General features: G+C 58.4%; 22 protein-coding genes. 18 read left to right on the top strand and 4 right to left on the bottom strand.

What is annotated here, in order from left to right; all coding sequences use genetic code 11:
* The first annotated feature begins 11 nt into the window (after window positions 1–11).
* From ACR0JX_RS10080 to radC, 5 genes are read left to right on the top strand one after another with little or no spacing between them, the layout of a single operon-like run.
* On the top strand, window positions 12–947 hold the full coding sequence (locus ACR0JX_RS10080; RefSeq protein ID WP_480543647.1) for an ABC transporter substrate-binding protein: 936 nt from the start codon (window positions 12–14) through the stop codon (window positions 945–947).
* Complete coding sequence (gene tenA, locus ACR0JX_RS10075) at window positions 944–1,618, top strand: thiaminase II (protein ID WP_480543645.1); 675 nt, start codon at window positions 944–946, stop codon at window positions 1,616–1,618. The genes ACR0JX_RS10080 and tenA overlap by 4 nt, the downstream gene beginning before the upstream one ends.
* Entirely contained in the window at window positions 1,615–2,340 is a 726-nt protein-coding gene (locus ACR0JX_RS10070) for an ABC transporter ATP-binding protein (RefSeq protein ID WP_480543643.1), read from the top strand. Before tenA ends, ACR0JX_RS10070 begins: the two co-directional genes overlap by 4 nt.
* Complete coding sequence (locus tag ACR0JX_RS10065) at window positions 2,337–3,071, top strand: ABC transporter permease (RefSeq protein WP_480543641.1); 735 nt, start codon at window positions 2,337–2,339, stop codon at window positions 3,069–3,071. Before ACR0JX_RS10070 ends, ACR0JX_RS10065 begins: the two co-directional genes overlap by 4 nt.
* Window positions 3,072–3,106: 35 nt before the next feature.
* Entirely contained in the window at window positions 3,107–3,862 is a 756-nt protein-coding gene (radC, locus tag ACR0JX_RS10060) for a RadC family protein (RefSeq protein WP_480543639.1), read from the top strand.
* Window positions 3,863–3,866: 4 nt separating this feature from the next.
* Here the strand turns inward: radC and ACR0JX_RS10055 are convergent, their stop codons facing one another.
* The 3 genes from ACR0JX_RS10055 to secA form a co-directional block, all read right to left on the bottom strand.
* Entirely contained in the window at window positions 3,867–5,423 is a 1,557-nt protein-coding gene (locus ACR0JX_RS10055; RefSeq protein ID WP_480543637.1) for a phosphate ABC transporter substrate-binding/OmpA family protein, read from the bottom strand.
* A gap of 24 nt (window positions 5,424–5,447) precedes the next feature.
* Entirely contained in the window at window positions 5,448–6,377 is a 930-nt protein-coding gene (locus ACR0JX_RS10050) for a hypothetical protein (protein ID WP_480543635.1), read from the bottom strand.
* A gap of 101 nt (window positions 6,378–6,478) precedes the next feature.
* A complete protein-coding gene (gene secA / locus ACR0JX_RS10045) occupies window positions 6,479–9,196 on the bottom strand; it encodes a preprotein translocase subunit SecA (protein WP_480543633.1) in 2,718 nt (905 codons plus the stop codon).
* A gap of 176 nt (window positions 9,197–9,372) precedes the next feature.
* On the opposite strand from secA, the gene ACR0JX_RS10040 reads away from it, so the two are divergent.
* From ACR0JX_RS10040 to ACR0JX_RS10025, 4 genes are all read left to right on the top strand, one after another.
* The gene (locus tag ACR0JX_RS10040) at window positions 9,373–10,221 is read left to right on the top strand and encodes a peptidylprolyl isomerase (protein ID WP_480543631.1); all 849 of its coding nucleotides are present in this window, start codon (window positions 9,373–9,375) and stop codon (window positions 10,219–10,221) included.
* A 5-nt stretch (window positions 10,222–10,226) separates the two neighbouring features.
* Complete coding sequence (gene argJ / locus ACR0JX_RS10035) at window positions 10,227–11,453, top strand: bifunctional glutamate N-acetyltransferase/amino-acid acetyltransferase ArgJ (protein ID WP_480543629.1); 1,227 nt, start codon at window positions 10,227–10,229, stop codon at window positions 11,451–11,453.
* The gene (gene mutT, locus ACR0JX_RS10030; RefSeq protein WP_480543627.1) at window positions 11,450–11,848 is read left to right on the top strand and encodes an 8-oxo-dGTP diphosphatase MutT; all 399 of its coding nucleotides are present in this window, start codon (window positions 11,450–11,452) and stop codon (window positions 11,846–11,848) included. The genes argJ and mutT overlap by 4 nt, the downstream gene beginning before the upstream one ends.
* A gap of 120 nt (window positions 11,849–11,968) precedes the next feature.
* A complete protein-coding gene (locus tag ACR0JX_RS10025) occupies window positions 11,969–12,328 on the top strand; it encodes a hypothetical protein (RefSeq protein WP_480543625.1) in 360 nt (119 codons plus the stop codon).
* Between the two features lie 129 nt (window positions 12,329–12,457).
* On the opposite strand, the gene ACR0JX_RS10020 is transcribed toward ACR0JX_RS10025, so the two are convergent.
* Window positions 12,458–13,579: a serine/threonine protein kinase gene (locus tag ACR0JX_RS10020; RefSeq protein WP_480543623.1), complete on the bottom strand. Its 1,122-nt coding sequence runs from the start codon at window positions 13,577–13,579 to the stop codon at window positions 12,458–12,460.
* A 373-nt stretch (window positions 13,580–13,952) separates the two neighbouring features.
* Here ACR0JX_RS10020 and ACR0JX_RS10015 point away from each other — a divergent pair, with 373 nt between their 5' ends.
* From ACR0JX_RS10015 to ACR0JX_RS09975, 9 genes are all read left to right on the top strand, one after another.
* Window positions 13,953–15,896: an AMP-binding protein gene (locus ACR0JX_RS10015; protein WP_480543755.1), complete on the top strand. Its 1,944-nt coding sequence runs from the start codon at window positions 13,953–13,955 to the stop codon at window positions 15,894–15,896.
* Window positions 15,897–15,975: 79 nt separating this feature from the next.
* Window positions 15,976–16,794: an ABC transporter ATP-binding protein gene (locus ACR0JX_RS10010; protein ID WP_480543621.1), complete on the top strand. Its 819-nt coding sequence runs from the start codon at window positions 15,976–15,978 to the stop codon at window positions 16,792–16,794.
* A gap of 29 nt (window positions 16,795–16,823) precedes the next feature.
* On the top strand, window positions 16,824–17,810 hold the full coding sequence (locus ACR0JX_RS10005; protein WP_480543619.1) for a branched-chain amino acid ABC transporter permease: 987 nt from the start codon (window positions 16,824–16,826) through the stop codon (window positions 17,808–17,810).
* Complete coding sequence (locus ACR0JX_RS10000) at window positions 17,811–18,065, top strand: hypothetical protein (protein WP_480543617.1); 255 nt, start codon at window positions 17,811–17,813, stop codon at window positions 18,063–18,065. It begins immediately after the preceding gene.
* The gene (locus ACR0JX_RS09995) at window positions 18,062–18,319 is read left to right on the top strand and encodes a hypothetical protein (protein ID WP_480543615.1); all 258 of its coding nucleotides are present in this window, start codon (window positions 18,062–18,064) and stop codon (window positions 18,317–18,319) included. The genes ACR0JX_RS10000 and ACR0JX_RS09995 overlap by 4 nt, the downstream gene beginning before the upstream one ends.
* A gap of 3 nt (window positions 18,320–18,322) precedes the next feature.
* Window positions 18,323–19,399, top strand: coding sequence for a branched-chain amino acid ABC transporter permease (locus ACR0JX_RS09990; RefSeq protein WP_480500931.1), 1,077 nt, complete (start codon window positions 18,323–18,325; stop codon window positions 19,397–19,399).
* A gap of 76 nt (window positions 19,400–19,475) precedes the next feature.
* Window positions 19,476–20,759 carry an ABC transporter substrate-binding protein gene (locus ACR0JX_RS09985; RefSeq protein ID WP_170534151.1) on the top strand — a complete coding sequence of 428 codons (1,284 nt, stop codon included), beginning with the start codon at window positions 19,476–19,478 and terminating at the stop codon, window positions 20,757–20,759.
* A 113-nt stretch (window positions 20,760–20,872) separates the two neighbouring features.
* Window positions 20,873–21,706: an ABC transporter ATP-binding protein gene (locus tag ACR0JX_RS09980; protein WP_170534149.1), complete on the top strand. Its 834-nt coding sequence runs from the start codon at window positions 20,873–20,875 to the stop codon at window positions 21,704–21,706.
* 19 nt (window positions 21,707–21,725) lie between these two features.
* A complete protein-coding gene (locus tag ACR0JX_RS09975) occupies window positions 21,726–22,943 on the top strand; it encodes a phenylacetate--CoA ligase family protein (RefSeq protein WP_480543612.1) in 1,218 nt (405 codons plus the stop codon).
* Window positions 22,944–22,983: the final 40 nt, after the last annotated feature.

Here is a 22,983-nt window from a genome sequence, read left to right as displayed (position 1 = left end):
AAACGCGAGACATGAAAAAGCTGATGACAGCCATCGCCCTTCTAGCCGCTGCGCCGGCATGGGCCGAAGACAAGATGACCGTTCTGCTGGATTGGTTCATCAACCCCGATCATGGGCCCATCATCGTGGCGCAGGAAAACGGCTACTTCGCCGAGCAGGGCCTTGAGGTTGAAATTGTTCCCCCCGCCGACCCGTCCGCCCCGCCGCGTCTGGTGGCTGCTGGTCAAGCCGAACTGGCCGTATCTTATCAGCCGCAGTTGCACCTGCAGATCCACGAGGGCCTGCCGTTGAAGCGTGTTGGTACGCTGGTTGCGACCCCTCTGAACTGCTTACTGGTTCTGGAAGACGGCCCGATCAAGTCGCCTGCGGACCTGAAGGGCAAGAAAATCGGTTTCTCGGTCGCGGGCGTGGAAGAGGCTGTTCTGACCACCGTACTGGGTAAATATGGCGTGACTCTGGACGATGTTGAATTGATCAACGTGAACTTCTCACTCTCGCCGTCGCTGATGACCGGTCAAGTGGACGCGGTGATCGGTGCCTATCGGAACTTCGAACTGAACCAAATGGATATCGAAGGTGTCCCCGGCACCTGCTTTTACATCGAGGAAGAAGGCGTGCCGCCTTATGACGAGCTGATCTATGTCGCCAATCCCGACACGATGGACGCCGACATGATCGCGCGTTTTCTGGCCGCGACCGAAAAGGCGACACAGTATATCATCAACAATCCCGAAAAAAGCTGGGAAATTTTTGCCTCCACTTCGCCAGAGTTGCAGGATGAGCTGAACGCGCGTGCTTGGGTTGACACACTGCCCCGCTTTGCTTTGCGCCCTGCCGGTTTTGACGCGGGTCGGTATGCGCGGTTCGAGCAGTTCCTGAAAGACAGCGGCATGATCGACAGCATCAACCCGGTTGGCGACATCACAATTGATGTGACCGCGCAATGAGCGGATATGGTACAGCCTTCGCGCTGATGCGCGATGCGGCACAGGGGTCGTGGCAGGAGTATACCCGCCATGCCTTTGTCGAGGGCCTGAAGGATGGAACCCTGCCGCGCGACGCGTTCCTGCACTATCTGCGGCAGGATTATGTGTTCCTCACTCATTTTTCCCGCGCTTGGGCGCTGGCCGTGGTCAAGGCACAGACGCATGAGGAAATGCAGGTGGCCGCCGCAACGGTAAACGGGCTGATGCATGAAGAGATGATGCTGCATATTGGCGTTTGCGAAGCTGAGGGCATTTCTCGTGAGGATTTGACGGCGACGCCTGAGCGGCCTGAAAACCTCGCCTATACCCGCTTTGTGCTCGAATCTGGCTATTCAGGTGATTATCTGAACCTGCTGGCTGCTCTGTTGCCATGCGTCATTGGCTATGCCGAGATCGGTGCGCGTTTGACGCAAGAGGCAACATCCGAGAGCTATCGCCCCTGGATTGATACTTATGCGGGTGATCAGTACCAAAGCTATTCCCATGACATCGGCGCGCTGATGGATGGCGCTTTGGTTCGACGGCTTGGCCCGGACTATGCAGCTCTGCCAATCTGGTCAAACCTTTGCAAAACCTTTGAGATGGCGACGCAGCTTGAGGTCAATTTCTGGCAAATGGGTCTGACACCGTGACCCCAGCGCCTGATCTGACCATCAGCGGCGCTGCCACCATCGACGGCGTGCCTTTGTTCGCGCCGTTGACCTTGACCCTTGGGGCCGGGTCGTGGACGTGTCTGTTGGGCGGATCGGGCGTTGGTAAAACCACGGTCCTTCGGCTGATTGCAGGGCTGGAGACCGGGGCAGTCTTCACGGGCCAGATCACAGCTAGTGACGGACAGCCGGTGCCGGATCGTGTCGCCTATATGGCGCAGGACGATCTGCTGCTGCCTTGGGCAAGTGTGGCGCAGAACGTCTCGCTTGGTGCGCGGCTGCGGGTCGAAAAGCCCGATCTGGACCGTCGCGACCGTCTGATCGAACGGATGCGCTTGCAAGATCACATGACCAAGAAACCGTCGGAACTGTCGGGCGGCCAACGCCAGCGCGTGGCTTTGGCCCGCACGTTGATGGAAGATCGCCCCATTGTCCTGCTGGATGAGCCGTTTTCGGCCCTCGACGCCCGCACCCGTGCGGATATGCAGGATCTGGCCGCTGAGGTTTTGCAAGGGCGAACCGTTCTACTGGTTACCCATGATCCGGCGGAGGCCGCGCGTCTGGGCCAATCCATCACCGTCATGACACAGGATGGTCTGACGCCCTGCACTCCACCCAAGGCCCCGGCGCCGCGCCATGTGGACGACATTGAGACACTCGAGACTCAGGGCGCGCTGCTCAAACTGTTGAGAGAGGCGTCATGAAATACCTCTCTGCCCTCGCCGCGACGGTGTTTGCCGTGGCCATCTGGCAAGCCATTGTCTCGATCACCGGTCTGCCGAAATTCATCCTGCCCGGACCTGCGATCGTGGCCGAGACCTGGTGGCAGAACCGCTGGTTGATTGCGGAACATACCTGGATCACAGCGGTTGAGGTCGTGATCGGCCTGGCGGTGGGAACCGTTCTGGGCGTCGTCACCGCGCTGCAACTGGCCAATTCCCGCGCCGCACGTGTATTGGTGCAGCCGATGCTGGTGTTCACGCAGGCGCTGCCTGTCTTTGCGCTGGCGCCGCTGCTGACACTGTGGCTGGGCTACGGTCTCTGGTCCAAGGTCGCGATGGCGGTTCTGATCATCTATTTCCCGATCACCTCGTCTTTCTTTGACGGGTTAATGCGCACGCCGTCAGGGTATCTGGACCTTGCGCGCACCATGCAGGCCAGCAAGCGATCTGTGCTCTGGCATATTCGAATACCGGCGGCGCTACCTTCGCTGGCCTCGGGGATGCGGTTGGCGGCGGTCTATGCGCCGATTGGGGCGGTGATCGGCGAATGGGTCGGGTCGTCACAAGGTTTGGGCTATCTGATGCTGCTGGCCAATGGTCGCGCCAAAACCGATCTGATGTTTGCCGCAATGCTGACGCTGGGCGTGTTCTCGATTGTTCTACACATGGTCGTCCGACGCGCCACGGCGCGTATGGCGGGTGAGATGCGTTAACCATTCAGAAACCGATTCTGCGCCAGTGTCAGATCATGACACAGGACGCCTTTGCCGAAGCCCCCATGCTCTTCGATACGGACGAAGCGCCAGCGCAGCCGCTGCCGACGGGTCGGTTACCCTCCTACATCAAAGACCATCGCAAGCGGTTGCGCGAACGGTTCATGGCGGGCGGCTCAGCTGCGATGCCGGATTACGAGCTGTTGGAACTGGCCCTGTTCCGCTCCATCCCCCGGCAAGACGTGAAACCATTGGCCCGCGCGCTGATGGATACGTTTGGGGATTTCAACCGCGTTCTGACCGCGCCCGAAGAACGGCTTCGGCAGATTAAGGGTGTTGGGGATACGGTGATCACCGACCTGAAAATCCTTGAGGCCTGCGCCCATCGTATGGCCCGCGCACGGGTGATGCAGCGGCATGTCATCTCAGGCTGGGATGCGCTGCTGGACTATTGCCATACCACCATGGCCCATCGCGAGACTGAACAGTTTCGCGTTTTCTATCTGGATCGCAAGAACGTGCTGATCGCGGATGAGGAACAGGCCAAGGGCACCGTCGATCACGTACCGGTCTATCCGCGCGAGGTGGCGAAGCGCGCACTTGAACTGAACGCCTCGGCCCTGATCCTGGTGCATAATCACCCGTCAGGCGATCCGACACCTTCACAATCCGATATCGATATGACCAACCGCATTCAAGACGCCTGCACCGCGCTGAGCCTGACCCTGCATGACCATCTGATAATCGGCAAATCGACCGAGCTGAGTTTTCGGTCCGAAGGATATCTGTAGCCGGTCACTCGACCCAGATTTCAACGCGGCGGTTTACTTTGCGGCCCCATTCGGTGTCGTCGCAGGCCATCGGCATCGCCTCGCCAAACCCTTCGACCGCGATCTCGATACTGTCGGGTATCTCGGTCTCTACGGCGCCCAGCACCGAGTTCCGGACGGTTTGCGCGCGGCGCAGGGCGATGCGGGCGTTGGTGCTGGCGGGCCCGTCCCCGTCGCTGAACCCGACAAACAGCAGTTTGCGGGCATTCAGCGTTCCGGTCTCAAGCGCCTGAGCGAGGTATTGGATGTTCGACCGCGATTGCGCGTCGGGTCGCGATGAACCCGGCTCGAACCGAACCGAAAGAGACAGACGTGCCATCGGGCGCAGGGTGTCGACCATGCGCTGAACCTCTTCCAATCCGACCTCTGCCCCACCGGACACAATGGCGTTGGACAGCCGGTCGCCTTGCAGACCAATTCGTGTTCTTTCCGGTGTCTGATCAACAAACCCGGCCTGACGGATGGCCAATTGGGCATCAGCGCCCAAGCTATAGGCCAGCAGTTGCCGCGCGATCCGGGGTAGGCGGCGTTCCGGCAGGTAGAGGAACATCGGCAGCGTCAGCGGATAATCTTCGGTCTTGATGGCGTCACGTGATGCGGCGAGCGCATGCCCGCACCCGCCGGTCAGAGGCAGGGCGCGCGTGATATCGGCCGAGGCATGGCTGGCTATCCCAATCGCGTAGGAATCCTTCGCCACGGCCTGTACCAGATCGCTGTTGCGCCCGTGGCGTATGGCATCAGAAGACAGCTCCACATCTGCCGGGGCCAACAGCTGATCCTCGACAGCTTGGGCCAAACCCGACCCCGCATCTGGCATATGCAGCGCGATAGGCGCATCAGGTCCACCCAGATCCACCCAGTTTGTGACCTCACCGGACAGAACACGTGCCAGATCGGCGGGCGAGATTTGACCGGTGATATTGTCCGGGGCAACAACCGGGACCATGGCGTCCAGGGCAATCACCCGCGACCGGCGGGGGCGGGTCAGATCGCCCAACCCAGCCTCTGCCGCTGCCGTCTGCTCAGCCTCGCGGATTTCACGCAGGGCCATGACGATGTCGGCATCATTTGCGATCAGATCGGAAAATCCCTGATCCGTGTTTCCGACGCGAAAGAACAATCGCGCAAGTGGCGCCGTTCGCCCCGACTGAAACAGTTCATAGGCAAAGCTGCGTTCATCCACCCGTTTCGGCGTTGCGGTCAGCCCCTCTTGCCGCGCGAAACCAATGATCAGAGCGGGCAAAACGGTTTCGGCCATGACCGACGAGCCCGAAAACCAGACCTCGGCCACGAAATCCGTCAGATTCGGGCAGGCGGGGCCATCACAGGTGACGCCCGAGCCGTCGACTGTCAGCTCTCCGAATTGTGTGTCGACGCGGTAGAATTCGCCATCAAAACCCAGCAGGTCGCCCGTGATCTCGACCTGGCCGTCATGCGAAGTGAGGGTGATGTCCTGCGCCACAGCACTTGTTCCAAGTGTTGCTGAGATCAGCGCGGCCACTGCCACACGGAAAAATGTCATCAGAGAGTCGAGCCTGTCTGCGGGTTACTTTGCCGCGATTGTCAGGTCTTGGAGAAGATTATTCAACACCAGAAACTCGCCCAATTGTGTGCAGTCCGGTACGGCCACACTCAGATCACGTGAGCGTAGGCCTGTGTTGGCCCGCAGCTCAATAGACTGAACGTTCAAGGTGTGACCGCAATTGCTTTCGGTCACTTCCGCTTCGACGGTCAGGTCGATGGTTCCCGATTGCTGAGACTGGCCCGCCGGAAACGAATATACTTCGATATTTTGGGCGTCTGTTAGTCCTGAATGGCCCAGGCTAACAACACTGCCAGCGCCTGCTGTGGCGCTGTTCGACCAGACGTGACCATCGCCACCATAGCTGGCGCCGAATTCCAGTGCGTGAATTTGCAACGCTTTGTCGCCCTTCCACTGCAGTGCCACACGATCATATTCCTGCAGATCAGGGACATGGGTCGTGGCGACGGTCCCGGTTTGATCCGGGAATGAGATCAGAAAGATCGCATATTCAGACAGCGCCGGGATGGTTACCCTGAGCGTGCCGTTCTGATCGGTGACCTGCGTCAGGGTCAGGCCGCTGTGGTGAATGCTGATCCGCTCATTGCCGCGACACGGAGATTTGATGGTCAGGCGGGCCTGCGCGCCGGGCACGGCAACAGCGCGGGCGCTTAGGTTACAGGATTTCTGTGTGGGCTTCTGTCGGGGTTCGACACGGGTGGTTTTGGGCGCAACAACAGCGTCGTCAGCGCCAGATGCGGTTGCTGAGGCTGAGGTCAGTACGATGCTATCCAACCCTGCCAGAACCGACGTTTGATTTGTTTGCGTAGCCGCAGCAACTTGGTTCTGCGCATCGCTTGGCTGCGCAGCTGTTCCATATTGCATCAGGTAACCAATGCCCAGGGCACAGGCGACTGTGCCGCACATGGTCACGTAGTTTCTTACAACAAACAAGACACCCTCCCCAGTTGAAGGAGCGAGTCGCACACTGATCCTGAATCGAGGCTTATTTGTGTCCTCGAAACGGACTCATTGTGATCAGGATGTCGATGACGTTAGGTTAACCTGCCATGGCAATGTTTGAACTTCTTGCCAGATCCGCAGGGGCAAGGGTCGTTTCGCGACGGGTTACCCCAGGTCGACGGATCGGTTTCGTCAAAGCCCGGCAGCGCGTCACCTGACGCGGCAGCTTCGGCTTTGGCCTCGGCGCGATCTGTTGCCTGATCCACCGCAGCTTGCGTCTGAGCCTGCTGTGCCGCCATCTGCGCCAGCATCTCTTTCTGCTCTTCTTCGGTCAGCGGACGAACGCGTGAAAGCTGCTGTGTCACGGTTTCGCGCAGGGAATCCAGCATGCCTTCGAACAGTTGGAAACTTTCGGTTTTGTATTCGTTCAGCGGATCGCGCTGTGCGTAGCCCCGGAACCCAACGACCGAGCGCAGATGTTCCAGCGTCAGCAGATGCTCGCGCCACTTGCTGTCGATGGTTTGTAGCAGCACCTGCTTTTCGATGTTGCGCATGTTTTCGGGGCCAAAGGCAACGGCCTTCTGCGCCATCATTTCATCGGCGGATTTGATCAAGCGTTCGCGCACCTGTTCATCATCCACGCCTTCCTCGGCGGCCCAGTCCTGAACCGGCGCGTCGATGGTCAGCTTGTCTTTGATGGCCTCATGCAGACCCTCAGTATCCCACTGATCCGCATAGGATTTCGGCGGCATGTATTCGTCGATCAGATCGTCAATCACCTGCTCGCGCATGTCCGAGACGATCTCGGACAGGTCGTCTGCCGACATGATCTCGCGGCGCTGGCTAAAGACCACCTTCCGCTGGTCGTTCATCACATCGTCGAATTTCAGAACGTTCTTGCGCATGTCAAAGTTGCGGCCTTCGACTTTGGATTGCGCGCGCTCCAGAGATTTGTTGACCCAGGGGTGAATGATGGCTTCGCCTTCTTTCATGCCCAATGTGGTCAGCACCTTGTCCAGCCGTTCCGAGCCGAAGATGCGCATCAGATCGTCTTCGAGGCTCAGGTAGAACACGGTGCGGCCCGGGTCACCCTGACGGCCTGAACGACCACGCAGCTGATTGTCGATGCGGCGGCTTTCGTGGCGCTCGGACGCCATAACATACAGACCGCCCGCATCCAGAACCTTTTGCTTTTCTTCTGCGTGCTTGGCCTCTTCTGCCGTACGCAATTCGGCCGGGTCGGCTTCGGGGTTCTCGGCCAGTGCCTGCAGAACCTTCATTTCCACATTGCCGCCCAGCTGAATGTCGGTGCCGCGACCGGCCATGTTGGTGGCGATGGTCACCGCGCCATAGCGGCCCGCATCGGCCACGATCTGCGCCTCTTGTTCGTGCTGGCGGGCATTCAGAACATTATGCTCGATCTTTTCCTTACCCAGCATTTGGCTGAGAACTTCGGATTTCTCAATCGAGGTGGTGCCGATCAGAACCGGCTGGCCTTTTTCACTGGCCTCTTTCGCTTCTTTGATGATCGCGCCGTATTTTTCCATTGCTGTGCGATAGACCTGATCGTCTTCGTCCAGTCGCGCAATCGGCTTGTTGGTCGGCACTTCGACGACACCAAGGCCATAGATTTCAGCGAACTCTTCGGCTTCGGTCAGAGCGGTACCGGTCATGCCGCCCAATTTGCCATAGAGGCGGAAGTAGTTCTGGAAAGTGACACTGGCCAAGGTCACGTTCTCGGGCTGGATCGGTGCGCCTTCCTTGGCTTCGATGGCTTGGTGCAAGCCTTCTGACAGGCGGCGGCCCGGCATCATCCGGCCGGTGAATTCGTCGATCAGAACCACATTGCCATCGCGGACGATGTAATCCTTGTCGCGCTGAAACAGTTTATGCGCGCGCAGACCCTGGTTCACATGGTGCACCACGGTCGTGCTTTCGGGATCATACAGGGAATGTCCTTCGGGGATCAGGCCTGCCTCGATCAGTTGCTGTTCCAGGAATTCGTTGCCTTCATCGGTGAAGGTCACGTTGCGGGACTTTTCGTCCAGCGTGAAATGCTCATCGCTCAGCGACGGGATCAGGGCGTCAATCGCGGTATAGAGGTCCGAGCGATCTTGTGACGGCCCCGAGATGATCAGTGGTGTCCGCGCCTCATCAATCAGGATCGAATCGACCTCATCCACAATCGCGAAATTGTGGTGCTTTTGATAAATCTCGCCCAGATCGGCCTTCATGTTGTCGCGCAGATAGTCGAAACCCAGCTCGTTATTAGTGGCGTAGGTCACATCGCAGGCATAGGCGGCTTTTTTGTCTGGATCGGGCTGGCCCGACCAGATCACACCGGTTGTCATGCCCAGGGCCGCAAACACTTTGCCCATCCATTCCGCATCCCGCTTGGCGAGGTATTCGTTCACAGTAACGACATGCACGCCTTTGCCGGTCAACGCGTTCAGATAGGCCGGGAACGTGGCGACAAGCGTCTTGCCCTCACCCGTTTTCATTTCCGAGATATTGCCCTGATGTAGGAAGGCGCCGCCCATCAACTGCACGTCAAAGGCACGCAGACCCAGCGCGCGCCGCGCCCCTTCACGGACATTGGCAAAAGCTTCGGGCAGCAACGCATCCAGGCTTTCGCCCTCCAGCGCGCGTTTGCGCAATTCCTCAGTCTTTTTCTTCAGACCATCGTCAGAGAGTTGTTCGAACTCGGGCTCCAGCGCATTGATCTTTTCGACCAGCGGGCGGGTCGCCTTGATCTTGCGGTCGTTCGGCGTTCCGAAGACCTTTTTGGCGAGCGTTCCGAATCCCAGCATGTTCACTCCAGCGGATCTGTTCTTGTCTTGGTTGCGACAGGCTTGCCCACCTTGCGCGCAACCCATAGATACGGGGGGTGAAAGGCGGCCCTGTCCAAGGCTTCAAAGCGATGTAAGCGGCAGGTTCTGAAGTGTCAACGCCGCGCCCTGTCGCGGCAAAGAAATAGGATGATTCCATGCCCAAAGGCCTCACTTTTCTGCCATCGCTGGCTTTGACTGCCGTGATGGCGCTGCCGTTGGCCGCCGAAACCAAGTCTGACGCCAGCACTGTAATGGCGCGGGTTAATGGCGATGAGATCACATTGGGTCACATCATCGCCACTGTCGCAGTGCTGCCGCCACAATACACGCAGATCGAAGACGACGTTCTGTTTGACTTCGTGCTGGAACAGCTGATTCAGCAACAGTTGCTGGGCCAACAGCAACAAGAGCTGACGTCGCAGAACGCGCTGACTCTGGACAACGAAAAGCGGTCCTTGCTGGCGGTGCAGACGGTAGGTGCCCTGACCGACTCGGTTGTAACGGATGAAGCCATTCAGGCCGCCTATGACGCGCAATATGCCGAGTTCGAAGGTGAAGACGAGTTCGACGCCAGCCACATTCTGGTTGAAAGCGAAGACGAGGCCAAGGTGATCAAAGCACAGTTGGATGATGGCGCAGATTTTGCGGAGATGGCGCGCGAGCATTCCACCGGTCCGTCCGGTCCCAATGGCGGATCGCTGGGTTGGTTCGGCAAGGGTCAGATGGTGCCAGAATTCGAAAACGCTGTCGTTGGTCTGGAAAAGGGCCAGATCTCGGACCCCGTTCAAACCCAGTTCGGCTGGCATCTGGTGATCCTGAACGACAAACGCAAATCCGAAGCCCCCGCACTGGAGGCGGTTCGCGATGAGCTTACTCAGACCCTTCAGCAGGACGCGATTCAGGCGCGTATCGATGAACTGACCCAGCAGGCGCAGATCGAACGCTCGCCGTTGGAAGGGGCAGGCCCCGAGATCATCCGCCAGCTGGACCTGATTCAGGAGTAATCTGCGTGGCCACGATCACCAAGGTTTCGCCGCTGGCCCCCGCCGGATTCCCTGACCTGCCCGCAATCGACGGTGTGCGGTTCGCCACCGTTGAAGCCGGGGTGCGGTATCAGGGTCGGACGGACGTCATGCTGGCTGTTCTGGACCCCGGCACCTCGGTCGCCGGGGTTTTCACCCGATCCGCCACCCGCGCCGCGCCTGTGCTGGATTGTCAGGACAAGATCGGCGGGTCAAGTGACGGCCCGGCGGCGATCTTGGTGAATTCGGGCAACGCCAATGCCTTTACTGGTCACTACGGCCAGACCTCGGTGGCCGAGGTCACGCAGGCCGTGTCCAAAGCAACCGGAGTACCGGTTGAGCGCGTCTTTACCTCCTCCACTGGCGTGATTGGTGAGCCGCTGCCGCATGACAAGATCGTTGTGCAGCTTGAGGCGTTGAAATCAGGCCTCAGCCGCCATGCAATCGAAGACGCAGCGCGCGCCATCATGACCACCGATACCTTCCCGAAAGGGGCGAGTGCGCAGGTCGAGATCGACGGTAAAACAGTCTCTATTGCAGGGATTGCCAAGGGTTCTGGCATGATCGCGCCGGATATGGCAACGATGCTGGTCTACATCTTCACCGATGCGCAGGTGGACCAATCCGCGCTGCAAGCGATGCTGGGCGCGCAGACGGACCGGACGTTCAACTGCATCACTGTGGACAGCGATACCTCGACCTCGGATAGCCTGTTGTTGTGCGCCACCGGGGCCTCTGGCGTCGATGCGACTGGAAACGCAGCGTTTGCCGAAGCGCTTGAAGCAGTGATGCTAAACCTTGCGCAGCAAGTGGTGCGCGACGGCGAAGGGGCCACGAAATTTGTGGAAATCCGCGTGACCGGCGCGGCCACCGATGCAGATGCCAAGATCCACGGGCTGGCCATCGCCAATTCCCCGCTGGTCAAAACCGCCATTGCGGGTGAGGACCCGAACTGGGGCCGCGTGGTTATGGCCATCGGCAAATCCGGCGCCGCAGCCGACCGCGACCGCCTGAGTATCTCGTTCGGAGATATCCTAGTGGCCGAAAAAGGCTGGGTCAGTCCCGATTATCGCGAAGAAGACGCCGCCGCGTATATGAAAGGTCAGGACCTGATAGTCGCCGTCGATCTGGGGCTGGGCGAGGGGCAATCCACCGTCTTGACTTGCGATCTGACCCATGGCTATATCGAGATCAACGCGGATTATCGCTCGTGAAAACGGTTCTGGTATCCGCTGTCGCCCTGATCGACATCGAGGGCCGCGTCCTGCTGGCCCAACGCCCCGCGGGCAAATCCATGGCCGGTCTGTGGGAATTCCCCGGCGGCAAAATCGAACTTGGCGAAACCCCCGAAGCTGCGCTGATCCGCGAGTTGGAAGAGGAGCTGGGCATCAACACCTGGGCCTCCTGCCTCGCACCGCTGACCTTTGCCAGCCACAGCTATGACGATTTCCACCTGCTGATGCCTCTGTTTGCGTGCCGCAAATGGGAGGGGATTCCGCAGTCTAAGGAAGGGCAGGCTTTGAAATGGGTGCGTGGGAATGATCTGCGCAACTATCCCATGCCTGCGGCAGATGTGCCGTTGATCCCGATCTTGCGGGATTGGTTGTAGCTGCGGATTGACACCACGTTGTGGTGACCTGTCTGGATTTTGGACTTTGCTGACGTTCGAATTTCGCCCGAGCTGACAACTCCACTTGCCCATCTTTGGTGCGTTGAGTAAGTCAGTCTGATGAAAAGAAATGCCGTTGTTCTATTGCTTCTTTGCCTAATCCTGCTGCTTTGTTATCAATGGTTCTCCATCGTGAAGCTAAAGCACGACCGAGACTACAATCAGGCGTACAGGCAATTCTATGAGGATGCAGCCAAGCAAGTATGTTTGAAAAAAGAGGTTGTGATTGAAGCAGCTGAAGCTCAAGGCTTCCACTATACAGAGCAAAGTGAAAGCGATGGCGATCTGCTTAATCACTCCGCTCCCAGCGGCGCAGTCTACCTGGTAAATGTTGACATAAAACCCGATCCATTTCTCGCACCCGCGACATTCACAACGTTCCCTTTTGGTAAGGATGGCTGTTGGATTTCTGGTAAGTGACCTCTTCAACTTTGCGGGAATTTTGGCCTTATAGCCGCCAGCCCCACAACACCAAAGCAACACCGTCTTCAGAGACTGTATGCTGATGCCCGAGCATACCCCGGACACCCTGTTTTCAACCCGAAAACCCTACATATTCGGGAAGTAATCCTCGCATTCACCGTCACGATACACATCCGCCGTACAGCAATGCAGACCGCCTCCAAAGGCATAAGCGTCGCGCAGCTCGACTTCGACCACTTCCATGCCCAGCTTGTCCATCTGCTCGGCCTGATAGACCTCGGACTTCTCGACACAGACGGTTTTCGGGTCCAGCACCAGCACGTTCATCGACAGCCAGGTCGAGGAATAGCAGAGCGGCGGCGGTGTGTTATGGGCCGGTTGGGCGGCGTCCACGATCTCCCACCCGTTTTTCTCGAACATGCCGCGCTGATCTTCGGGCAGGCGGCGCTGCGGGTTGTTGAGGATTAAGCCGGGTCGCAGCGGGGTAAACGTCGCGTCGATATGGATCGGATAGGGGTCACCGGGGAAGTTCACCGTGTGGACGCGGTGATCGGGGAAGTGACGGCGCAGCCACTCGATCCCTTTCAGGTTCGTCGTAAATCCATGCTGGACCACCAGATCACGGCCAAAGCGCAGCACATCGGCGGCGTCAAACAGAGGCTCTTCCTCGGTGGTGACAAAGAACTTCTCGGCCGCCCATTGCAGGCGCTTTTCAACGCCGATTTTGTCGCTCAGATAATCTGGATGGTAATCCGCATCGGTCAGGCGCGGCTTGGGCGCGGCCTCGTGCCGGAAATTGGGGTCTTCATCCCAATATTGTTGCATTAGCGGGCGATAGTTCAGGTATTCGAACCAGCGGCACCGGTAGGACATAGTCGCTTCGAGGATTTCGTGTCCAACGGTCAGCAGCACATCGCGCGGGGGCATGCAGCCAAACTGGCTGTCGGTGTGAAAATCCGGTGTGGTGGCCGGTTGAGAATGGTCGATGGACGTAGGGCGATCCACGCGGATACCACGTTTGCGCAGCTGATCGGCGAAATTGTCGAGCAATTCGTTGGCGCGGTCGATCGTCTCTTGCGGGCGCCGGCCCCACTGGCCGCGCATGTCGCTGTCTTCAGGCACCTTGGCGTCCAGCGCGGGTTCTTCAGGCGGAATGTGGCAATCATCTGCACGGCCCACGATGACGTGGCGCAGGGTGTCCCATTCGTTCCAGCTTTTGACTTCGGTTTTGTCTGGCGACCAGGCCATGAGTGCCTCCTGTAATGGCGGAGATCGGGGCGGGCCCTCAATCCCGTGATTGAAAGTCCCGGCGTACAGGATGTGGGGTGAACACGGCTAGCGCCCGGCGACGCCATCGCCAGAGTGTGTGACAGCCCCCATAGCATCGCGGACACGTCTTGAAAAGAAGAGGCTTTAGGGCAGGGACGGTTTGCGGTGCACTCCTGTTACAATTCGTAAGAATTGAGAAAACATCAGGCAAAACTTGACGTCGATCTTTCGTGCGTCCCTTATCGGGGCATCGGCATTCGGGGCGTGGTCCCGGCCTGTCGGTTCCGGCCCAGGGAGGGGTCGGATGGGGAGGAGAGAAAGATTGGCTCAGACGCAGTCGGGCGCTGAAGGGATGCAGTCCCTTCCGGCGCTGTTACACCGCAATGCGACCCAGTTCGGGGATGCCCCGGCCTATCGGGAAAAGGAATTCGGGATCTGGCAATGCTGGACCTGGGTAGAAGCGGCCAAGGAAATCCGCGCCATCGCGCTGGGTTTTCTGGAGTTGGGCGTTGAAAAAGGCGACCACATTGCTGTCATAGGCCGCAACCGCCCGGCGCATTACTGGTCAATGGTGGCCGCGCAGATGGTGGGCGCGGTTCCGGTGCCTCTGTATCAGGACTCGGTCGCTGAAGAGATGGCCTATGTGCTAGAACACTGCGGCGCGAAGTATGTCGTCTGTGGCGATCAGGAGCAGGTCGACAAGGTCGTCGAGATTCAGGAAAACCTGCATCAGGTCAAACACATCCTCTATACCGATAAGCGCGGGATGCGGAAGTATGACCACTCCCAGATGAACGCGCTTGAGGACATTATGGCCGAAGGTAGCGCTGGGCATGCGCGGTTCGATACCGAGTTGGACAAGCGCATCGCAGCGATCACCTATGACGATACCTGCGTGATGCTTTATACCTCGGGTACGACGGGTAAGCCCAAAGGCGTGGTGCTGTCGAACCGGAATGTCATTGAAAGCGCAAAGAACTCGGCTGAATTCGATCATCTGACTCGAGATGAGGATATTCTCTCTTATCTGCCCATGGCCTGGGTGGGAGATTTCATCTTCTCGATCGGTCAGGCCTATTGGTGTGGGTTCTGCGTGAACTGTCCCGAGAGCGCCGACACAATGATGACCGACCTGCGGGAGATCGGTCCGACGTACTTTTTTGCCCCACCGCGCGTGTTCGAAACCCAGCTGACCAACGTGATGATCCGGATGGAGGATGCGGGCAAGCTGAAGCGCAATATGTTCCATCACTTCATGGCGCATGCCAAGAAGGTCGGTGGGCTGTTGCTGGACGGCAAGCCGGTGGGCTTTGGCGACAAGCTTAAATATGCGTTGGGCAATATGCTGGTTTACGGCCCGTTGAAGGATACGCTTGGCTACGGACGGTTCCGCGTAGGCTACACGGCGGGTGAGGCCATCGGGCCGGAAATCTTTGATTTCTATCGCTCTTTGGGCATCAACCTAAAGCAACTCTATGGTCAGACCGAAGCAACCGTCTTTATCACCCAACAGCCGGATGGCGAGGTGAGGGCAGATACGGTCGGTGTTCCGGCCCCTGCGGTCGAGTTGAAAATCGACGACAGTGGCGAGATCCACTACCGCTCGCCCGGTGTGTTTGTTGAGTATTACAACAACCCGGATTCGACCGCTTCCACCAAGGATGCTGAGGGTTGGGTGGCCACCGGGGATGCCGGGTTCATCGAAGAAACCTCGGGCCATTTGCGGATCATCGACCGCGCCAAGGACGTGGGCAAGATGGCCGATGGGTCGATGTTCGCGCCGAAATATGTCGAGAACAAGCTGAAATTCTATCCTGACATTCTTGAGGTCGTGCTGTTCGGCAACAGCAAGGATCGCTGCGTGGCCTTCATCAATATCGACCTGACGGCAGTCGGAAACTGGGCGGAGCGCAACAACGTAGCTTACGCGTCTTACCAGGAACTCGCGGGACATCCGCGTGTATTAGAGACGATTAAGGCCCACGTGGAAGAGGTAAATAAGTCGGTCGCAGCGGATGAGATGCTGTCGGGCTGTCAGGTGCATCGTTTTGTGGTTCTGCACAAGGAACTGGATGCCGATGACGGCGAGATGACCAGGACCCGCAAGGTGCGTCGTGGCTTTGTCGAGGACAAGTTCCACGACATTATTGCCGCTCTTTATGACGGGTCCTCGAGCGTTTCGACGACCACCGAAGTGACCTATGAGGATGGGCGCAAGGGGTCGATTTCTGCGACGCTTGAGATCGTTGATGCGCCGGTTGTGTCGGTGGCACGGCACAAGGTTGCGGCGGAATGATGGGCCGTTCGAGCGCCGCTCGACCTGCGGTCATCGCCCCGCCCGCCGTCCCGTTTTTGCGTAAGTCTGGGAGAGGCTGATGCTGGATCATTCCGAAGGATATGTCACCGAAGACGGCCGCAAGATCGGCGGTGTGGTGATGGAGATGAAGAACATCACCCTGCGTTTTGGTGGCGTGGTGGCGATCAAGGATATCTCGTTCGATATTCGAGAGGGCGAAATCCGCGCCATTATCGGGCCAAACGGGGCAGGCAAGTCCTCAATGCTGAATGTGATCTCAGGGTTTTATGTCCCTCAGGAGGGCGAGGTCTGGTTCCACGGCTCCAAGCGCCCGCAAATGCGGCCGTTTGAGGTAGCGCAGCAGGGGATTGCGCGGACCTTCCAGAACATCGCCCTGTTCGAAGGCATGAGCGTTCTGGACAACGTCATGACCGGGCGCCTGAGCTTTATGAAGACCAATATCCTTCAACAGGCGTGGTGGAAGGGGAAGGCCGAAGCCGAAGAGACCGAGAATCGTGAGGCGGTTGAGCGGATCATCGACTTCCTCGAGATCCAGCACATCCGCAAGACGCCTGTGTCGCGCTTGCCTTACGGGTTGAAGAAACGCGTGGAACTAGCGCGTGCTCTGGCGGCGGAGCCGAAGCTGCTGCTGCTGGATGAACCCATGGCGGGCATGAACGTCGAAGAAAAAGAGGACATGAGCCGCTTCATCCTCGACGTGAATGACGAATTTGGCACCACCATTGCGCTGATCGAGCACGACATGGGCGTGGTTATGGACCTGAGCGACCGCGTCGTCGTGATGGATTATGGCAAGAAAATTGGCGACGGCACACCCGACGAGGTGCGCAACAACCAAGAGGTCATCGACGCCTATCTTGGGGTCAGCCATGACTGACATCGGGGTAGTCAATTGGGGAGGCACCTATGCCTGAACAACTCGTATTTGCGATGGAGGTCATCCTCAACGGTCTGATGGCCGGGGTGCTTTACGCATTGGTCGCGCTGGGCTTTGTGCTGATCTACAAGGCCTCGGGGATTTTCAATTATGCCCAAGGGGTTATGGCCCTTTTTGCGGCGATGACACTGGTCGGAATCATGAAGGGGCAAGTACCCTTTGCGCATCTGATCAACGCGATTTTCGGGACGCATATCCACTACTTTGGCTGGAACGTGCCCGCGCTTTTGGCGATCCTTTTGACCATGGCGGTGATGGTGTTGCTGGCCTGGGCGGTGCAGCGCTTCGTCATGCGCCATCTGGTCGGGCAGGAGCCGATCATTCTTTTCATGGCCACTATTGGTCTAGCTTACTTCCTTGAAGGCGTGGCCGACCTGATGTGGGGGTCTGAGATCAAGACGCTGGATGTGGGTCTGCCCCAGGGCATCAACCTGTGGATTGATGAGACCACCTTCCAGATTTTCGACTATGGCTTTTTCATCGACAATCTGGACATCGTGGCGACGATCATCGCGGCGCTTTTGGTGGCAGCTCTGGTCGCGTTCAGCCAGTACACAAAACAGGGTCGGGCGATGCGCGCCGTGGCGGATGACCATCAGGCGGCGCTGTCAGTTGGCATTTCGCTGAACTTCATTTGGATCATGGTCTGGTCGGTCGCCGGTTTCGTCGCTCTGGTCGCGGGGATCATGTGGGGCACCAAATCGGGCGTGCAGTTCTCACTGTCGCTGATCGCGCTCAAGGCGCTGCCGGTGCTGATGCTGGGTGGGTTCACCTCGATCCCCGGTGCCATCGTCGGCGGGCTAATCATCGGGGTCGGCGAGAAGCTGTTCGAGTTCGCTCTGGGCCCCGCATTGGGCGGCGCGACCGAGAACTGGTTTGCTTATGTGCTGGCATTGATCTTCCTGGTGTTTCGGCCCCAAGGTCTCTTCGGTGAAAAAATTATCGAGAGAGTATAGATGGATAACCTGAGTTCCCTGGTCAAAGCTTTGCCGATTGCCTTGTTGGCCTATGGATTTGCCCGGTCGCTGGCCGAGTGCTTTGAGATCAATTTAGCCGGTTCAAGCATGGCGATGGCCGGAGATACGGAATGGCAGATGAGGATGCTTCTTTATGCCGGGTATTTGCGGGCAGTGGATTCGCTGTTCTTTTATGCAGCCTTGGCCGGGGTGGTTCACTGTCTGAACATCAGAAACAGAGTTGCTCCGGCATGACCAAGCTGATCGCCATCATCAACGTCATCGCATGGGCCGGGTTCTGGGCCTTTGGGTACATCGCCGTTACCTCGGATGATCTGAGCGATCGCCAACTGGTCGTGGCGGCGATCCTGGCCTTTGCTGGGCTGGTCACGGGCATCATGGCCTATATGAAACTGGCCCGCGCGTCCGAGGCGAGCGGATATGCCAAAGGGTCCAATCAACTGGATGCTGCTGCCCGGGGTCGGGCACAGGAACAATGGGGAAAGTGACGCATGTTCTATCGTGAGGCCGGGGATTTCAAAACCTCGTATATTGCCGACAGCCAAACTTTCCCGATCAAGTTTGACCGGTATCGCTACTATGTCGTGCTGGCGGTGGCGTTTGGCATCATTCCGTTCATCATCAATGACTACTGGGCAAATGCCTTGCTGCTGCCCTTCCTGATCTATGCGATTGCTGCGATTGGGTTGAACATTCTGGTCGGCTATTGCGGACAGGTCAGCCTGGGGACCGGGGGTTTCATGGCTGTAGGGGCCTATGCCTGCTACAAGCTGATGACGGCGTTCCCCGATGTCAGCATGTTCATCCATGTTCTGCTGGCTGGTGGCATAACCGCGATTGTTGGCGTGCTGTTTGGCCTACCTTCGCTGCGGATCAAAGGGTTCTATCTTGCCGTGGCCACACTGGCGGCACAGTTCTTTCTGGTGTGGCTGTTCAACCGGGTGCCGTGGTTCTACAACTACTCAGCTTCGGGTCAGATCAATGCGCCGGAGCGCGATGTATTTGGCATCATCATCACCGGGCCGAACGCGCCCGCATGGGCGACCTATCTGTTCTGCCTAATCTTTCTGACGGTCTGCGCCATTGTCGCCCGCAACCTGACGCGCGGCACCACGGGCCGGACATGGATGGCGATCCGCGACATGGACATCGCGGCTGAGATCATCGGTGTGAACCCGCTCAAGGCGAAATTGACTGCCTTTGCCGTCAGCTCGTTCTTTGTGGGCGTGGCCGGAGCGCTGTTCTTTGCCGTATATCTGGGCGCGGTCGAGGTCGGCGAAGTCTTTGGCATCCAGAAATCATTCCTGGTGCTGTTCATGGTCATCATCGGTGGATTGGGTTCGATCTTCGGATCCTTTGCCGGGGCCGCGTTCCTGGTGTTGCTGCCTGTTGTTCTGAAACTGGTTGGCGTTGATCTGCTGGGTTGGCCCACCGATATCGTGGCGCACCTCAATCTCGTGATCGTGGGCGCCCTGATCATCATGTTCTTGATCCTGGAACCGCACGGGCTGGCACAGCTGTGGCGCGTCGCGAAAGAGAAACTCAGACTCTGGCCGTTCCCGCACTAAAGGACCGGCCCAATCAAAAGACGGGCAGCTCAAGCCCGAAACCCAACATCGGACTAACCAAGGGAGGAGACACCCGATGAACAAGAAACTGGCAACCCTGGCGCTGGGCGCCGTGATGGCCGCAGGTCCGGTCATGGCCGACCTCGTGTTCCCGTCACTCAGCTATCGGACGGGACCTTATGCGGCGGGCGGTATCCCGTTTGCGGATGGCTATGCGGACTACTTTACCCTGCTGAACGAGCGGGACGGTGGGATCGGCGGTGTTCCGGCCCGCGTTCTGGAATGTGAAACCGGCTATAACACCGAAAAAGGTGTGGAATGCTATGAGTCCACCAAGGGCGAAGGCGCGTTGGTGTATCAGCCGCTGTCGACCGGTATCACCTATCAGCTGATCCCCAAAGTGACTGCAGATGGTATCCCGCTTCACACGATGGGTTATGGCCGGACGTCGGCCGCGAACGGCAAAGTGTTCAGCCACGTGTTCAACTACCCCGCCAACTACTGGAACGGTGCCTCGGGCGCGATCAACTATCTGCTGGATCAGAATGGCGGAGATCTTGGTGGCAAGAAAATTGCTCTGGTCTATCACAACTCGGCCTATGGAAAGGAACCGATCCGTACGCTGGAAACGCTAGCCGAAAAGCACGGCTATGACCTGACCCTGCTGCCCGTCGACCACCCCGGTCAAGAGCAGAAGTCTCAGTGGCTACAAATCCGCCGTGAGAAGCCCGACTATGTGATCATGTGGGGCTGGGGTGTGATGAACCAGGTTGCGGTGCAAGAGGCCGCCAACATCCGCTTCCCTATGGAGAACTTCATTGGCGTCTGGTGGTCCGGTGCGGAATTCGACGTGCAGCCTGCGGGTGACAAAGCCACCGGTTACAAGGCGCTGACCTTCACCGGTCTGGGCGATGACTACCCAGTTTATGCCGATCTGCAGAAATACGTTGTCGATGCGGGCAAAGCCGCTGGCGCGGGTGATCAGCTGGGCACGGTGCAGTATAACCGTGGTCTTTATGCCGCGATGCTGGCTGCCGAAGCGGTGAAAACCGCACAGGACATGCACGGCACTGCAGAAATCGACGCATCGATGATGCGCGACGGCATGGAAGCGCTGGAGATGACCAATGCCAAGATGGAAGCGCTGGGCATGTCTGGTTTCGGCCCCGAATTCTCGGTCAGCTGTGAAAACCACGGTGGTCCCGGCCTTGTCGGCGTCGTTCAGTGGGATGCAGCAGCAGGCACGTGGAACTCGGTTCAGGATTTCAAACCGACCGATGCCGACGTGATCAATGCCCTGATCGAAGAAGATTCGGGCGCATACGCGGCTGAAAACAACATCTCGCAGCGTTGCGAGTAAGAAACTGAGCGCGCGCCCCGGGTTTTTCGGGGCGCCCCAGACAAACGGAGCGGCGGGTTGCTTGCCGCTCCTCACGAACCGCCCTTACTGGGCAGTCATGAGGATACGCGCTGATGCTGGATGCGGCACAAACCACAGATGTACAGGCGGAAACCCTGCTTGAGGTCAACAATATCGAGGTGATCTACAACCATGTGATCCTTGTGTTGAAAGGCGTCAGCCTGACTGTGCCCAAGGGCGGAATTACGGCTTTGCTCGGCGGCAATGGCGCGGGCAAAACCACGACCCTGAAGGCGATTTCGAACCTGCTGCATTCCGAACGCGGCGAGGTGACCAAAGGCACGATCAAGTATCGCGGTCAAAGCGTACATGAAAGCGATCCGGCTGATCTGGTTGAAAAGGGCGTTATCCAGGTGATGGAAGGCCGCCACTGTTTTGAACACCTGACAGTCGAAGAAAACCTGCTGACCGGCGCCTATACCCGCAAGGACGGGAGTGCCGCGATCCAGCAGGATCTGGAACTTGTTTACAATTACTTTCCACGCCTGAAAGAGCGTCGCCGGTCGCAGGCCGGCTATACCTCGGGCGGGGAACAGCAGATGGTCGCGATGGGCCGAGCTCTGATGTCGCGACCCGAGACCATCCTGCTAGACGAACCCTCGATGGGTCTTGCACCGCAGCTGGTCGAAGAGATTTTCGGCATCGTTAAGGATTTGAACGAGAAAGAAGGCGTATCCTTCCTGCTGGCCGAGCAGAACACCAATGTTGCGCTGCGCTTTGCGCATTATGGCTACATTCTGGAATCCGGTCGCGTCGTGATGGATGGCCCAGCGGCTGAGCTGCGTGAAAATCCCGATGTGAAAGAGTTCTACCTCGGCATGTCCGAGGACGGCCGCAAGAGCTTTCGAGACGTGCGGTCTTATCGTCGCCGCAAGCGGTGGTTGTGATCTGATGGAGGATATGGCGATGACCTATTTCGACACACTCGAAACGCGCTCTGCCGATCAGCGCGCCTCGGATCAGGCCGCAGCTTTGCGGGCGCAGCTGGTGCAGGTGGCATCCGCATCCGGTTTTGCGGAGCATCTTGCTGAAATAGACACTAACAAGGTCAATTCTGCCGAAGATTTGCCCCTGTTGCCGGTTCTACGCAAGTCAGACCTGACCCGCGCGCAGGCCGCCCATTCGCCATTCGGCGGGTTCACCGTGAAGCCAGCGCATCAGTTCCATCACGTGTTCCAGTCGCCGGGGCCAATCTACGAGCCCGGCAATACCGATCACGACTGGTGGCGCATGGGTCGTTTCCTGAATGCGGTTGGCATTGGCGCGGGCGACATCGTTCAGAACTGCTTTGGCTATCATCTGACCCCGGCTGGCATGATCTTTGAAAGCGGCGCGCGCGCGGTTGGTGCCGCCGTCCTGCCCGCCGGAACCGGCCAGACCGAACTACAGGTCACCGCCGCGCGCGACATCGGATGTACCGCCTATGCGGGCACCCCCGATTACCTGAAGGTCATCCTGGACAAGGCTGATGCGATGGGGGTCGAACTCAAGTTCTCCAAAGCTGCCGTGGGCGGCGGTGCGCTGTTCCCGTCACTGCGTCAGGACTATGCGGATCGCGGGATTTCCTGCCTGCAATGCTATGCCACAGCAGATCTGGGCAATGTCGCCTATGAAAGCGCCGCGATGGAAGGGATGATCATCGACGAGCATGTGATCGTCGAGATTGTGACCCCAGGAACTGGCATTCCTGTGTCCATGGGTGAGGTGGGTGAGGTGGTCGTGACCTCGTTGAACCCCGACTATCCCCTGATCCGCTTTGCCACCGGGGATCTGTCAGCCCTGATGCCGGGTGTCTCGCCCTGTGGGCGGACCAATTTGCGGATCAAAGGCTGGATGGGTCGTGCCGACCAGACCACCAAGATAAAGGGGATGTTTGTTCGCCCTGAACAGGTCGCCGCTTTGGTCGAAAAGCATGACGAGATCGTCAAAGCCCGCGTGATTGCCGCGCGGCAGGGAGAGATGGATACCATGACTGTCCAGATCGAAAGCTCGGGTGGCGATGACATGGCCTATGCCAAATCCGTGGCCGAAGTGCTGAAGCTGAAAGGCGCGATCGAGGTAGTCGCGCCCGGTTCCCTGCCCAAAGACGGCTTAGTGATCGAGGACCAGCGGGTTTATGAGTAAGGTCTGCGGCAGTATGTGTCGCAGATTTGTTGCCCGCACA

It is taken from the genome of Ruegeria sp. AH7 (genome assembly GCF_056541325.1).
This window is presented reverse-complemented; position numbering and strand designations above follow the sequence as displayed.

Bases quoted from the DNA above. Each gene is read 5' to 3' on its own strand.
- ACR0JX_RS10080 (WP_480543647.1), top strand. From the start codon at position 12: ATGAAAAAGCTGATGACAGCCATCGCCCTTCTAGCCGCTGCGCCGGCA.
- tenA (WP_480543645.1), top strand. From the start codon at position 944: ATGAGCGGATATGGTACAGCCTTCGCGCTGATGCGCGATGCGGCACAG.
- ACR0JX_RS10065 (WP_480543641.1), top strand. From the start codon at position 2,337: ATGAAATACCTCTCTGCCCTCGCCGCGACGGTGTTTGCCGTGGCCATC.
- radC (WP_480543639.1), top strand. From the start codon at position 3,107: ATGACACAGGACGCCTTTGCCGAAGCCCCCATGCTCTTCGATACGGAC.
- ACR0JX_RS10055 (WP_480543637.1), bottom strand. From the start codon at position 5,423: ATGACATTTTTCCGTGTGGCAGTGGCCGCGCTGATCTCAGCAACACTT.
- secA (WP_480543633.1), bottom strand. From the start codon at position 9,196: ATGCTGGGATTCGGAACGCTCGCCAAAAAGGTCTTCGGAACGCCGAAC.
- ACR0JX_RS10040 (WP_480543631.1), top strand. From the start codon at position 9,373: ATGCCCAAAGGCCTCACTTTTCTGCCATCGCTGGCTTTGACTGCCGTG.
- ACR0JX_RS10025 (WP_480543625.1), top strand. From the start codon at position 11,969: ATGAAAAGAAATGCCGTTGTTCTATTGCTTCTTTGCCTAATCCTGCTG.
- ACR0JX_RS10020 (WP_480543623.1), bottom strand. From the start codon at position 13,579: ATGGCCTGGTCGCCAGACAAAACCGAAGTCAAAAGCTGGAACGAATGG.
- ACR0JX_RS10015 (WP_480543755.1), top strand. From the start codon at position 13,953: ATGCAGTCCCTTCCGGCGCTGTTACACCGCAATGCGACCCAGTTCGGG.
- ACR0JX_RS10010 (WP_480543621.1), top strand. From the start codon at position 15,976: ATGCTGGATCATTCCGAAGGATATGTCACCGAAGACGGCCGCAAGATC.
- ACR0JX_RS10005 (WP_480543619.1), top strand. From the start codon at position 16,824: ATGCCTGAACAACTCGTATTTGCGATGGAGGTCATCCTCAACGGTCTG.
- ACR0JX_RS10000 (WP_480543617.1), top strand. From the start codon at position 17,811: ATGGATAACCTGAGTTCCCTGGTCAAAGCTTTGCCGATTGCCTTGTTG.
- ACR0JX_RS09995 (WP_480543615.1), top strand. From the start codon at position 18,062: ATGACCAAGCTGATCGCCATCATCAACGTCATCGCATGGGCCGGGTTC.
- ACR0JX_RS09990 (WP_480500931.1), top strand. From the start codon at position 18,323: ATGTTCTATCGTGAGGCCGGGGATTTCAAAACCTCGTATATTGCCGAC.
- ACR0JX_RS09985 (WP_170534151.1), top strand. From the start codon at position 19,476: ATGAACAAGAAACTGGCAACCCTGGCGCTGGGCGCCGTGATGGCCGCA.
- ACR0JX_RS09980 (WP_170534149.1), top strand. From the start codon at position 20,873: ATGCTGGATGCGGCACAAACCACAGATGTACAGGCGGAAACCCTGCTT.
- ACR0JX_RS09975 (WP_480543612.1), top strand. From the start codon at position 21,726: ATGACCTATTTCGACACACTCGAAACGCGCTCTGCCGATCAGCGCGCC.